This is a genomic window from Pseudomonas reactans (assembly GCF_013387025.1).
Lineage (GTDB): Bacteria > Pseudomonadota > Gammaproteobacteria > Pseudomonadales > Pseudomonadaceae > Aquipseudomonas > Aquipseudomonas reactans.
In genome coordinates, this window is sequence record NZ_JACAQP010000031.1 from 23,046 (window position 1) to 36,377 (window position 13,332).

Sequence of the window (13,332 nt, forward strand, 5' to 3'; positions counted from 1 at the left end):
GACGGCTAAGTGCGAACGTCGTTATGCGCCAGCCAATCAAGAATCGTCGCAACCGACTGTTCCACTGAAAGCGCCTGGGTGTCCAAGTGCACTTCCGGAAATACCGGTACATCGTAATTGGAGTCGATACCGGTAAAGTTCTTGATCAAGCCCGCTCGGGCTTTTTTATAAAGGCCCTTTGGATCACGTTGCTCGGCGGTTTCCAACGGCGCGTCCACATGCACTTCAACAAAACACTCATTGCCGATGATCGAGCGCGCGTAGTGCCGGCTCGCCGACGAGGGTGAAATCAGCGCCACGATCACGATCAACCCCGCCTCCAGCATCAGCCGCGCCACCTCGGCGACACGCCGGATATTCTCGTCGCGGTCGCTGTCGGTAAAACCCAGGTCTCGGCACAGCCCGCTACGTACTGAGTCGCCGTCGATGATCGCAGTGATCCGGCCCTGTTCCTGCAGGGCACTGTCCAACGCATCGGCAATGGTCGACTTGCCGGACGCAGAGAGCCCCGTCATCCAGATGACCACGGGGTTGTGTTTCATGCCCGAGCGGTGACTGAACGCAAACGCGTGCAGGTCCCGGTGCGGCGTGTCTGGAAAAAAACTCATGGCTGCTCGCCCTCCTTCACCGAAACAGGCTGTTTACCCAATAGGAACACCATCACGCACTGCACGAACAGCAACAGCGCCACCACCCAGTAGACCGTCGAGAACGACCCGGTCAAATCCTTGGAAAAACCGCCCAGGAAGTTGCCGCATACGCCGCCCAGGCCGATCAATACGTTGGCAATCCCGAAAGCCTGTGTCAGCCGGCTGACCGGCACGATTTGCCCGATGTAACTGGGGACCAGCCCGAAGATCGGATAAAACGCCAGCGCAAACAGAAACGCCGCCAGGTAGAACAACGGCAGGCTGTTGAAGCTGAACACCAAGGTGGCCGCCAGCCCCGCACTCAGGAAACACATCGCCAGCGACGCACGTACGCCCACCTTGTCGGCAATCCACCCCACCAGGAAGCCCGACGCCATGCCCACCGCACCGATGGTAGTCCAGATAAACCCGGCATCCTGTACCGACACGCCCAACTCATCACGCAGGAACGGCGCCAGGTACGTCTGGAACGGCAGCAATGCCATGCCGTTAAGGAAGGCGATGACCCAGGTCAGGCACAACGAACGACTGAGCCAGGGCTGTCGACTGTCGAAGGCGGTGGCGCGCTCCCCGGAAAACCCGGTGTCCTGGCTCGCGGCAAGGTTGCGCAACAGGAACCAGGCCAACACGCACAGGGCCACCGAGATCAGGCCGGCGGTGAACCAGATCGAGCGCCAGCCACCATTCAATGTCAGGAACGACACCAGCAAACCGTTGATGAACACGCCATAGCTGGTACCGCTGGAAATCAGCCCCATGACCCGCGAGCGATTGCCGGGGCTGAAACCCTTCGCGACAATCTCCGCCAACGGGATGTACACCGAGGCGGAACAACCGCCGAGCAAGATCAGCAACGCGCCCGACAGCCAAATGCTGTGACTGACACTCAACCCCAGCAGCGCCAGGGACGTCATCACCGTCGATACCAGGCTGATCTTCCAACCCTCGAAAAACCGACTGATATAACTTGTCACCGATGAAAACAGCAGGAAGCCGATCTGCGCGCCGCCCGTGATCAGGCCCACCGTGGTGTAGTCAAAGCCGATATCACGGCGCATGTCCACCACCAGGTTGGCGAACAGGTAGACGCCAAAGCCATAAGTGCTGGCCACGAACCCGGTAAGGACCACGGCCAGTACGACGCTGTCCAGTGGCCGGGCATTACTCTGTACGAGTGTGCTCATCAAGCCCTCCTTATTCGGCGCGCGCCGTGTGGATGACGAAATCACAATCCATCATGTCGTAGTCACGCTTGAAGTCGCCGTAACTTTCATGGTCGGTAAACCCGGACTTGAGCACTTCCCCCTTCAATTCACCCGGCAACAGCGGATACACCTGCAGCCGGTACTGTTCTTCATTATCAAAGGAGTAGATGAACTCACACAGACGCTCATTGACCTCCCCCAGACTGACCGACGCATGCGTACCGCAGTAATAGTAATTGCCACTGGCCTTGTACTTGCCGGCACGAATGGCGAAAAAATTACGCTGATCCACAATCAGCAAGCCACCCGGCTTGAGCAAGGAGCGGAATTTCGCCAGCACCCGCAACCGCTCGTGGGCGGCAAAGACGTGACACAACGAACTGCCCAGGCACACCACGGCGTCAAACTGACCAAGCTCCTGGGAGTCCAGTGAATGCCAGTCACGGTAATGGGACTGAATGTTTAGGCCATGCTTGCGAAAATTCGCCCGCGCCTTGGTCAACATGGTGCTGCTGCCATCCGTGGCGACCACCTCAAACCCCGCCTGCTTGAGTTGAACGGCATGGAAACCGCTGCCCGTCGACACGTCGATCACCTTTTGCGCACCGTGGCTGCGCAACAGGTTCTCGAAGAACCCGTCCTCCCCTGCCTTGCGTTTTTCCCAATCGATCAACTCATCCCAACGCTCGACGAAATCCGCCGTGTACTGCGTGGAATAACTGGCAACTTCGCTGTGCTTGTTTCTGGAAACTAGATTCATCACACACCTACCAGGTTGAATTCTTGAAGGACAGGTATTTGCTCGCCAGCTCGCGGGCAAACTCGGCGGACTGTTCGATGGCCATGGTGTTCTTGGAATATCCCAGCATCGATTTCATGACGGCCATGCATTGCGGGTTGTAAGTGACCGAACCATCACAGTGAATTTCGTCGATGCCGTCCTGGCTTTGGCAGATGCTATTGATGCGCACCGCCTCGTCCTGTGGGCACGCGTTGGAAAACTGCACCTGGATCCGCCCATCGTGCAGCCAAACCGGATACCCGCCCGGAAGCCCGAGAGGACCTGGCGCATGCACCAGGACCGGCATGGGCGAGAACAGCCCTTCGATGACCGTGACCGCAGAGCACGCGGTGAGGAACTGCCCATCCACCCCGCCCAGGCGACGGAACTCGGATTTCACCGTCGAGAAAATCGCCTCGGCCGGCAAGCGCGTCACCTCCGGCCGATCGCGTACTTCATACAACAAGCGGTAGCTCGCACGCGGCGGCAAACCACCACGTGGCACGTAGTGGCTGAAGTAATGCTGGGCATACAACTGCACTTGCACATCGACAGGGGCACATTCCAACAACCGGGCGATGGAAAGACGCACGGCCGGAATCAGGTTGGCCACATTGCCCACGCCGATGTCCGGCGCCAAGCCGACGCGCGCCAGGATCGGGTTGACCGCATCGGGAAACGCCGCATTCACGGTTTTGGTGGTGATGCCAGAGGCTTTTACTGCCTGCATCAGGCAATGCATCAGCGTCAGGTGCATCGGCAGCCAGGGGCCGAACTGGGCCAGGTCGAGCTTTTCGAACGACAGCTTGGGCAGCCCGGTGATCACTCGCCATGACTGCAGCGACGCACAGTTCACCAGCATGTCCGGGGCTTCTTCGCGCAGCAACTGTGCTACCCGGCCAATATCCGTCAGGTCAGCGATCACTGGCTTGATCGTAATGAATTGCCCCAGTTGCGCGCATGACAGTTCCACCAGGTTGCACAACCGAATCGTGTTCTCTTCGTTGCGACCCAGCACCACAAACTCAAACGCGTTTTTCGGCCCGAGAATCTTCAGGATCTGCAGGCACAGGTTGCCGGCGCCCACCAGCAGCAGTTTTTTCTTGCGCACCGGAAGGCTCATCGTGGGTAGGCTCCATTGTCGACAGGAATGACCCTGCCGGTGAGGTGCCGCATCGCATCGCCTGCCAGCAGCAAGATGACTTCGGCCACGCCACTGGGCAGGATCGGATCCTTGAGGACTTCCTGGCGGGCGTATTCGGCGCGACGGTGTTCGGGGATGGTGCCGTAGATGGCGGTTTCATGGATCAGCGCCGGAGATACCACATTCACCCGCACGAACGGCGCGAAGTTCCAGGCGTTGGCCTTGGTCAAGCCGATCACCGCCGCCTTGGTGGCACCGTAAAGTGCGTCACAGCTGCCCACTTCGCCCGCCACCGAAGCGATATTGACGATGCTGCGCGGGGCTTCGTGCTGCATCTCTCGTTCGGCGAAATCCTTGGACAAATAGACCAGCGCCTTGAGGTTGACAGTGAGGATCTCGTCGATTTGCTCGTCGGAATAGGCATACACACTTTTGCCGTGATAAATACCGGCGTTATTGATCAACCCATAAATACTTGCATGCCGCTCATAAAGCCCTGGAATAAAACCCTTGATAACGGCCATGTCCGAGAAATCGGCAACCTGTGCTTCGAATACATCAGTACCATAGAGGCCTTGGAGAACATTCAAGCCCTCGGCGTCCTTGTCAGCGCCGATAACGAAGTAGCCCTGCTGGATCGCCAACGCCACAGTGGCCCGGCCAATTCCGTTGGCCGCTCCGGTCACAATCAACTTCTTCATACAACCATCCTTATTGGCAAAACTCATTCATGCGCGCATAAAACGTTCGGTGGTATTCGTACATGGCTTTTAAATTCGGGTATTGATCGAACACCTCAAGATCAACGCAGTGCTGTTGAGGCAAAACAATCCGCTCACTGTTTTCCGCTGCTACATGCCAACTACGCCACGTCTTCCATTGTGGCGGGCACTCGCGTTTCCACGTCATGGCGTGTGGCAAAAATTCAATATCCAGGTAATCACATAGTTTGCGAATCACCCGCTCCGGCGCTGCGGCCAGATCATCCGCATTAATCACATAAGGCACTTTTCCGGTGAGTCTGGTGACCACGCAAAATATGTCGTACAGCGCTTTATGCCCAATCGCCTGCAACGGCATATTCGGATGCACTCGATGATGGGAAATAATGCTGCTGGCGGGTTCACGAATAAGAAAGATATTGTCCTGTTGCGCAAGAAAGCCAACATCCACTTTCAAGTCATCCAAACAGTGATAACACATGTCTTTATGAAAGACGTTCGTATGCTCACGGGCCTTAAGTAGATGCTCTTTTATACCTGGGTATGTCGTGGGCAAACTGTGATCCCACTCATCCGAAGGTATCGCTGAATCCTCGGAAAATGCCATGTGCGCAAACGGCTCGTGGAAGACCTCAAAGTCGCCCCGTTCGATGAATACCCGCTCCAGTACGGTAGAACGCGACCGTGGGTGGGCCCACAACCCGACCATCCGGTTCATGCGATCACCCCGAATTCGGCGGCGAGCAACGCGTTGAGTGCGCGCTTGAAGGGTTTGGTGACCGGGCAAAGGCGAACGCAGTAGTCCGCCAGACGCCGGTGTGCGCTGTTCGCCTCATTGCAGGCGTTGAGAAAGGCTTCATGGTTACCGAAGTCGTACGGTTCGATGCTGTCGATAAAGTAGGCTTCGTAGAAATACGGGATGCGTATCAGCTTGGCGAAGGTCGACGCAGGCGGTTTCTGCGGCGCCACGGCAGGCATCACCGGTTTGCCGTGGCTTTCACGCTCGACCAGAAACTCCACCACATCCGGCGTCAGCGTGTAGCAGGTCGCCGTCTGCCCGGTTTTTTCCAGGTGCCAGCAGTGCTTGTTGCCCCGCTCGTCCACATCGACCTTAATGCTCGATAACAGGGTTTTGACCGGCACGGTCGATGCCGCTACCAGCACCTGGATCTGCTCGTAGATCATCAATTCGGCCCAGCGCAGTTCCTCGGCACTCAGCGCCAGGCCGCGTTCCGCTGCCTGCAGCGTGAATTCGGGCTGACAGGCGAAACGCCCGATCATGAAGGTGATCACGTAGTTGCAATGGCGGGTGTCGATGCCGTTGCTGTGCGCGGTCGCCCTGCCTCGTTCGATGGCCTGGATACCCGCCTGGAACTGGGCAACCGTGAAGCAGAAGGTGATATTGATCGAGGCACCTTGGGCCACCAGTTGTTCGACGGTCGCCAGCCCTTCCAGGCTGCCCGGTACCTTGACCATCACATTCGGCGCAAGGCGCTGCAACTCCAATCCCCTGATGGTCATGCGCTCGGTACAGCGTACGTCCACCGGGTCGACTTGAGCGCAGATCCAGCCTTCGGCTTGTGCCGATTGAACCCAGCGCGGCTTGAGCGTCGCAGCCCCTTCGATGACGACCTCGTTGTACAGCTGCTTGCGTAACTCACCGGGGGACAGGCTGGCCAAGTTGAAACGCGATGACCAATACTCGCGTTTTTCGAGGATAACGGCCGTCACCAAGCGTGGGTTGGTCGTTACGCTGCACAGGCCCCAGGGTTGTGAGAAATCATCCGGCATCAACGCTTCTATATAAGTTGCCGCCGCCGGGTATTTTTCCAGCAGGTGCTGTTTGTAAGGCTGATACACGGCAGGCGATGAATCCCACCAAACTTGCGAAGATGGATCGTTGCGTTCGAGCCGTTCCAGGTAACCAAGTGTGTTCACGACGCCTCCTCCCTGAGTCAATTAAAAATGGTCAATAGTTCGCGTATGTCGGCAATCGGCAATGCCCCCGCCGCGGCCATCTGCGAATGCCGATGCGCGGGACCAAAGCCCAACACTTTTATATTGGCCGCTACCGCAGCCTGGATACCCGTCACACTGTCTTCCACCACCAGCGCATCACTCACATCAATGTTGTAAGTCCGGCAGGCCGTCAGGAACACCAGGGGATCAGGTTTCCAACGACCCAATTCATAACAACTGAATATTCGCCCTTCGAAATAAGAAAACAGCCCCGCCAGGCGCAAGCAATGTTCTATCTTGTTACGTGGCGCACTCGAAGCAACGCAATAAGGCACGTCCAAACTTTCCAGGACTTCCAGCATTCCATCCGTGGCTTTTAAACTGAGTGTCAGAGCGTGCAGCGCACGTTCACGAAAACGCTGTTCAAACGCGTCGCCCACACTGACATTTAATAATTGCTCAGCCTCGCGCAAACACTCAGCAATCTTCCGGCCACGAAAGTGTTCGGTAAAACGTGTGACATCAAGCAGCGTATCGCCCTGAGCCAGGGCATTAAGCATGGAGATCAACACAGACAGGGTTATTTCTTCACTTTGGACGAGCACACCATCGCAATCGAAGATAACTAACTTAGGCACGCCAACTAAGGCGACTGTTTTTACCTGAACTGGTAGTTCCCCTATATCGGCCGAAAGGCACATAGAAATCTCTTATAGGTGGCCCCGCGATGACTTCCGAACTACCAACGGAGCGGGTTGATGTGTGCCTATAAGACACGCGACGAAAAAGCCTGTCAAACGCTTTTGAGCGGTTTTTTAGTATCTTATGGTTATTTTTTATAGTTCTGTTATTCCATTTTTCACCATGGTTGTAGTCGCTAATTTCACACGGGTGAACTTCCCTTGCGTGCGATCAGTCAGCTACTTGAACTCACGAATTTAAGGTCGGTGAGCAATGCATATCTCGTTGGAACAACAAGTGGCGCTGGTGACCGGTGCCAGTTCCGGAATCGGTGCCGGCGCGGCCAAGGCTCTGGCGCAAGCCGGGGCGGCCGTGGTGCTGAATTACAACAGCCAAGCCGCACCGGCCGAAGCACTGGCAGAGCAGATCAATGCCGAGGGTGGCCGGGCGATTGCCATCGGCGCCAACGTTTCTAAAGAAGAAGAGGTGGAACGGCTTTTTGCCCAGGCCCTCGATGCCTTTGGCCACTTGGATATCCTGGTGGCCAACTCCGGGATGCAGAAGGACGCCAACCTGGTGGACATGAGCCTGGATGACTGGAATGCGGTGATCGGCGTCAACCTCACCGGCCAGTTCCTGTGTGCCCGCGCGGCCGTGCGCCTCTTCAACCGCCAGGGCGTGCGCGAAGGCGTGTCGCGGGCGGCGGGCAAAATCATCCACATGAGTTCGGTGCACCAACTGACCCCCTGGGCCGGGCACGTAAACTACGCCGCGTCCAAGGGAGGCGTGGAGATGTTGATGCGCACCCTCGCCCAGGAAGTCAGCGAACAGCGCATCCGTATTAATGGCATCGCGCCAGGGGCGATCCGCACTGCGATTAACCGTGCCGCCACTGAAGGCGCAGCAGCACAGGAGCTGCTCAAGTTGATTCCCTACGGGCGGATCGGCGACGTGGAAGACGTGGCCAACGCGGTGGTGTGGCTGGCCAGCGATGCGTCCGACTACGTAGTAGGCAGCACACTCTTTATTGACGGCGGTATGAGCCTGTATCCGGAGTTCCGTGGCAATGGTTGATCTGAACGAACCACAAAGCGCCATCGATGCCCACGGCATCATTGGCGATATGCGCAGTGCTGCGTTGGTGAACGATAAGGGCAGCATCGACTTCTTCTGCTGGCCGGAGTTCGACAGCCCGTCGATCTTCTGCTCGCTGCTGGACAGCCCCGACGCCGGCATTTTCCAACTCACCCCGGACCTGCCCAACGCCCGCCGCGAACAAATCTACCTGCCTGACACCAACGTGCTGCAAACCCGGTGGCTCAGCGACGAGGCCGTAGTGGAAATCACTGACCTTTTGGCAATCAGCGAGGAGATCGATGACCTGCCACTGTTGATCCGCCGCGTGCGTGTGGTCAGCGGCAAGGCCGATATCCATCTGCGCTGCGCGGTGCGCCATGACTACGCGCGCACGCCCACCCAGACCACCCGTGACAACGGCACGGTGTGCTTCAGCGCCGACGGCCAGCCCGGCCTGCGTTTGTCCGGCAGCCACCCCTTGCAGATCAAAGACGGCGCCGCCGTGGCCAGCTTTACCCTGGGCCAGGAAGAAGGTGCCGAGTTCGTACTCGGCGGCCAGGAGGATGAACGGGTGGACAGCAGTTGCACCGACCTGGCGCTGGCCCACACCTTGAAGTTCTGGCGCGGCTGGATCGCGCAATCGAACTACCGTGGGCGCTGGCGCGAAATGGTCAACCGTTCGGCCCTGGCGCTTAAGCTGCTGACCTCGCGTAAACACGGCGCGATCATCGCCGCTGCCACTTTCGGCCTGCCGGAAACCCCCGGCGGTGAACGAAACTGGGACTACCGCTACACCTGGATCCGCGACGCATCGTTCACCGTGTATGCCTTCATGCGCCTGGGGTTTGTCGAGGAAGCCAACGCTTATATGCGCTGGCTCAAAGGCCGCGTGAGTGACTGCTGTGGCCAGCCGACCAAGATCAATATTCTCTATGGCATCGACGGGCGCCAGGAACTGCCGGAAGCCGAGCTGGAACACTTCAGCGGCCACGGCGGCGCCAAGCCGGTACGCATCGGCAACGAAGCCTTCGACCAGATCCAGCTAGACATCTATGGCGAGCTGATGGACGCCGTGTATCTGGTCAACAAATACGGCGAAGCCATCTCCCATGAAGGTTGGAAACACACCGTGGAGGTGGCTGATCAGGTGTGTGAAATCTGGAACACCAAAGATGTGGGCATCTGGGAAATGCGCGGCGAGCAGCATCACTTCCTGCACTCACGACTGATGTGCTGGGTGGCGCTGGACCGTGCCATCCGCCTGGCCTCCAAACGCTCTCTGCCCGCTCCGTTCGCGCGCTGGGACCAGACCCGACAAGCGATCTACGCCGACATCTGGAGCAACTTCTGGAACGAAGAACGCGGGCATTTCGTGCAGCATATCGGCAGCACCGCGCTCGACGGTTCGATGCTACTGATGCCGCTGGTGAGATTTGTTGCCGCGACCGACCCACGCTGGCTATCAACCCTGGAAGCCATCCAGAAAAGCCTGGTGCGCGACGGCATGGTCTACCGCTATCGTAACGACGACAGCCAGATCGACGGCCTGCAAGGCACCGAAGGCGCATTTGCGGCCTGCTCGTTCTGGTACGTGGAATGCCTGGCCCGTGCCGGGCAAGTGGAAAAGGCCCACCTGGAATTCGAGCAACTGCTGCGTTACGCCAACCCCCTGGGCCTTTACGCCGAAGAATTCGACAACCAGGCCCGCCACCTGGGCAACACGCCCCAGGCCTTGAGCCATCTGGCGTTGATCAGCGCGGCGACGTTCCTGGACCGTAAACTCAGTGGGGAGAAAACCACCTGGCAACCCTGAAGTGGCCTGTGCACAATGGGCGGCCACTCGACCACGGACAGGAACGCCATGCGCCAGGTACTGCTGATCATCGACGTGCAACCTTCCTTCAACCCGCCCACGTGGCTGGTGGACGGCATCAACGCCCTGCTGGGACGCATGCCGTCAGTCGCCACCGTGGAGCGCCACGACGAGAGCGTCACGCCCTTCGCCCGGCAACTCGGCTGGCAACCGGCGCCGAACGACCAAAGCCTGGTGGCCGCTGATCGCATCTTTATCAAACACGGCTATGCGCCAACACCCGAGACCGTCGCCTACCTCAAAAGCCTCGCGCCGCAACGCGTGCTGGTGTGTGGTATCCAGACCGACACCTGCGTGTTGGCGGCGGGGTTTGCGTTGTTTGATGCGGGGTTGCAGCCGACCTTGATCAGCGATCTGACGGTGGGGTCATCGCTGGATCGGTCGGGGCAGTTGGGGGTGGATCTGTGGCGGCATCATTTCAAGCATGTGCTGAACAGCACCGAGTTGGGTCTAGACAAGTAACGCCACTGCGTTTATCTGCACTCCATTGCGTCATACCTTTGGTCTAGAGTTCCAGCATCTAACAGGAGCCTCCGATGACGATCGCTACCCCGCTGCTGTACGCACGCACGCCCATGCTCGATATCGCCTACGAAGCCCACGGCCCTCTCGACGGTGAGCCGGTGATCCTGCTGCATGGCTTCCCCTATGACCCGCGCGGCTATGACGCGATTGCGCCGGTACTGGCCGAGCGTGGCTACCGGGTACTGGTGCCGTACCTGCGCGGTTACGGCCCGACGCGGTTTATCAACGAGCAGGTGATGCGTTCCGGGCAGCAGGCCGCATTGGCCAAGGACCTACTGGACTTCATGGATGCGCTGGCGATCCCGCAGGCCACGCTTGCCGGCTACGACTGGGGTGGGCGAGCCGCGTGTATCGTCGCGGCATTGTGGCCCGAGCGGGTGCGCGGGTTGGTGACCGGGGATGGCTACAACATCCAGGACATTGCCAAATCCCTCAAGCCACGGGCGCCTGTGACGGAGCATCGCTTGTGGTACCAGTTCTACTTCCATACCCAACGCGGCGTAGACGGGCTGACCGCCAACCGTGGCGAACTGTGCAAATTGCTGTGGGCGCTTTGGTCGCCCTCCTGGGCCGAGGGGCCGGGGCTGTATGAGCAGACCGCGCCGTCGTTCGATAACCCGGATTTTGTCGAGGTGGTGATTCACTCCTATCGCCACCGCTTCATGTATGCCCCCGGCGACCCGACGTTGGAAGCCATCGAGCAGGCGCTGACTTTGCAGCCGCCGATCTCGGTGCCGAGCATTTCGCTGTGCGGCGCCGATGATGGGGTGGGGCCACCGCCTGACGTGGATGATGATGTCGAGCATTTCAGCGGGTTTTACCGGCGTCAGGTGCTGCCCGGCGTGGGTCACAATATCCCTCAGGAAGCACCGCAAGCCACGCTGGACGCGCTGCTGGAGTTGCTGGGCGAAAAGCGTTCGCGGTAAGCCTGGGGCGTCACCGACAAGGCGCGAAGGAAGCTGCGGCGCAGGGTTTCTTCACAGCCAAAGCCACACTGCACGGCGATGCGTTTGATCGACGCCGCGCTGTCAGCCAATTGCCGACGCGCGGTTTCGACGCGGATCAATTCGACGGCACGTGCCGGGGTCTGACCGGTTTCGGCGCGGTAGTGGCGTACAAAGCTACGTTCGCTCATGCCGGCTTGGGCGGCCAGGGTCGAGATGCTCAAATCCAGGGTGAGGTTTTCGGCGATCCAGGCGTGGAGTTCAGCGAAGCGGCTGTCGTCTTTTTGCAGGGACAGGGTCACGCTGAATTGAGACTGGCCGCCGGGGCGCTTGAGAAACACCACCAGGTGCCGCGCCACTTCCAGGGCTACGGCGCGGCCTAGGTCTTCTTCCACCAGCGCCAGGCACAGGTCGATGCCAGCAGTGACGCCGGCAGATGTCCAGACGGCGCCTTGCTGGATGAAGATCGGGTTGGACTCCACCGTCAACGCCGGGAATTTGCGCGCCAGCTCTTCACAACGCGTCCAGTGGGTGGCCACCCGACAGCCATCGAGCATACCGCTGGCGGCCAGCAAAAACGCGCCAGTACACACCGAGGTCATGCGCCGGGTATGCCTGGCTTTCTCGCGCACCCACTCCACCAGCGCCGGGTCTTCGGCGGCGCCGTATACGCCCCAGCCGCCGGCAATCACCAACGTATCGCACGGCGCATCGACGGCGGGCAGCGGCTGGGCCAGCAATGCCAAGCCAGCCGACGTCATCACCGGCTCCGCTTGGGCAGCAATCACCGACACGGCGTAAGGCAAAGGCAGGCCGCGTTGACGCGCCAGGTCATTGGTTGAGGCGAACACCTGCAACGGTCCGGTGACATCCAGCACCTGGGCGTTATCGAAAGCGAGTACGTGGACGATTCTGGGCATGATTGGCGTGATTCGTGGGTTCAATGGCGTACTCGCCAAAGCCTAGGCCTCTAGAGTGAAGCCGTCCACCCCTTTGAAGGAGCGCTATTGATGACCTTGCAGATTGGCTTTGTGTTGTTTCCTGGCATCCAGCAACTGGACCTCACCGGCCCCTATGACGTGTTGGGTTCGCTGCCGGATGTGAAGTTGCACTTGGTCTGGAAGGACCTGGAACCGATCACTTCCAGCACCGGCCTGGTGTTCACCCCGACCATGACCTATGCCGACTGCCCGCGCCTGGATGTGATCTGTGTGCCTGGCGGTTCCGGTGTTGGTGCGTTGATGGAAGACCCGCAGACGTTGGACTTCGTCAAGGTTCAAGCCCAGACCGCGCGCTATGTGACGTCGGTGTGCACCGGCTCGCTGGTGCTGGGCGCCGCAGGTTTGCTGCGCGGGCGCAAGGCGACCACGCACTGGGCCTATCACGACCTGCTCGCCCCGCTCGGTGCGATCCCGGTGCAAGAGCGCGTGGTACGTGACGGCAACCTGTTGACCGGTGGCGGCATTACGGCTGGCATCGACTTCGCCCTGACGTTGGCTGGCGAGTTGTACAGCGAAGCGGCGGCGCAATTGGTGCAATTGCAGATTGAATATGCTCCGGCACCGCCGTTTGATTCCGGGCGTCCGGACACGGCGCCCAAGCATGTGTTGGAGGAAGCCAACAAGCGCACGGCTGAATCGCGCAGGGTGCGTGGGGAGATCGTTGCGCGGGCTGCGGCTCGGTTGGGGTGATTCTGCTAAACAACTCCAGGCGTCGGCTTGCAGGCGATACAACTCTAAGTACAGCGCAGGACCTGTGGCGAGGGAGCTTG

General features: G+C 59.3%; 14 protein-coding genes. 5 read left to right on the forward strand and 9 right to left on the reverse strand.

The annotated features are described in order from the left end of the window. Positions 1-5: 5 nt before the first annotated feature. Genes cysC through HX793_RS24390 form a run of 8 tightly spaced genes read right to left on the reverse strand, consistent with a single transcriptional unit; the run spans position 6 to position 7,162 of the window. Positions 6-608: an adenylyl-sulfate kinase gene (gene cysC, locus HX793_RS24350; RefSeq protein ID WP_177053039.1), complete on the reverse strand. Its 603-nt coding sequence runs from the start codon at positions 606-608 to the stop codon at positions 6-8. After that, positions 605-1,834, reverse strand: coding sequence for an MFS transporter (locus HX793_RS24355; RefSeq protein ID WP_177053038.1), 1,230 nt, complete (start codon positions 1,832-1,834; stop codon positions 605-607). The genes cysC and HX793_RS24355 overlap by 4 nt, the downstream gene beginning before the upstream one ends. A 10-nt stretch (positions 1,835-1,844) precedes the next feature. Next, positions 1,845-2,615, reverse strand: a complete 771-nt coding sequence (locus HX793_RS24360) for a class I SAM-dependent methyltransferase (RefSeq protein ID WP_016980019.1) — start codon at positions 2,613-2,615, stop codon at positions 1,845-1,847. A gap of 7 nt (positions 2,616-2,622) precedes the next feature. Then, positions 2,623-3,759, reverse strand: a complete 1,137-nt coding sequence (locus HX793_RS24365) for a Rossmann-fold NAD(P)-binding domain-containing protein (protein ID WP_256348370.1) — start codon at positions 3,757-3,759, stop codon at positions 2,623-2,625. After that, entirely contained in the window at positions 3,756-4,481 is a 726-nt protein-coding gene (locus HX793_RS24375; protein WP_177053034.1) for an SDR family NAD(P)-dependent oxidoreductase, read from the reverse strand. Before HX793_RS24375 ends, HX793_RS24365 begins: the two co-directional genes overlap by 4 nt. Positions 4,482-4,491: 10 nt before the next feature. Continuing rightward, entirely contained in the window at positions 4,492-5,220 is a 729-nt protein-coding gene (locus HX793_RS24380) for a sulfotransferase-like domain-containing protein (protein ID WP_177059513.1), read from the reverse strand. Further along, complete coding sequence (locus tag HX793_RS24385; protein WP_177096908.1) at positions 5,217-6,440, reverse strand: transaldolase family protein; 1,224 nt, start codon at positions 6,438-6,440, stop codon at positions 5,217-5,219. Before HX793_RS24385 ends, HX793_RS24380 begins: the two co-directional genes overlap by 4 nt. 17 nt (positions 6,441-6,457) lie before the next feature. Beyond that, positions 6,458-7,162: an HAD family hydrolase gene (locus tag HX793_RS24390; protein WP_016980014.1), complete on the reverse strand. Its 705-nt coding sequence runs from the start codon at positions 7,160-7,162 to the stop codon at positions 6,458-6,460. A gap of 253 nt (positions 7,163-7,415) precedes the next feature. On the opposite strand from HX793_RS24390, the gene HX793_RS24395 reads away from it, so the two are divergent. The 4 genes from HX793_RS24395 to HX793_RS24410 all read left to right on the forward strand — a co-directional run bounded on the left by HX793_RS24395 (position 7,416) and on the right by HX793_RS24410 (position 11,543). After that, complete coding sequence (locus HX793_RS24395; RefSeq protein WP_178905547.1) at positions 7,416-8,216, forward strand: glucose 1-dehydrogenase; 801 nt, start codon at positions 7,416-7,418, stop codon at positions 8,214-8,216. Beyond that, a complete protein-coding gene (locus tag HX793_RS24400) occupies positions 8,209-10,032 on the forward strand; it encodes a glycoside hydrolase family 15 protein (protein WP_016980012.1) in 1,824 nt (607 codons plus the stop codon). The genes HX793_RS24395 and HX793_RS24400 overlap by 8 nt, the downstream gene beginning before the upstream one ends. Positions 10,033-10,080: 48 nt before the next feature. Then, the gene (locus HX793_RS24405) at positions 10,081-10,554 is read left to right on the forward strand and encodes an isochorismatase family protein (protein WP_016980011.1); all 474 of its coding nucleotides are present in this window, start codon (positions 10,081-10,083) and stop codon (positions 10,552-10,554) included. 74 nt (positions 10,555-10,628) lie between these two features. Further along, the gene (locus tag HX793_RS24410) at positions 10,629-11,543 is read left to right on the forward strand and encodes an alpha/beta fold hydrolase (protein ID WP_177053031.1); all 915 of its coding nucleotides are present in this window, start codon (positions 10,629-10,631) and stop codon (positions 11,541-11,543) included. Here the strand turns inward: HX793_RS24410 and HX793_RS24415 are convergent. Next, positions 11,477-12,481, reverse strand: a complete 1,005-nt coding sequence (locus HX793_RS24415) for a GlxA family transcriptional regulator (RefSeq protein ID WP_178905548.1) — start codon at positions 12,479-12,481, stop codon at positions 11,477-11,479. The genes HX793_RS24410 and HX793_RS24415 overlap by 67 nt on opposite strands. 90 nt (positions 12,482-12,571) lie before the next feature. On the opposite strand from HX793_RS24415, the gene inhA reads away from it, so the two are divergent. After that, positions 12,572-13,252, forward strand: a complete 681-nt coding sequence (inhA, locus tag HX793_RS24420; protein ID WP_177096904.1) for an isonitrile hydratase — start codon at positions 12,572-12,574, stop codon at positions 13,250-13,252. The last annotated feature ends 80 nt before the right edge of the window (positions 13,253-13,332 follow it).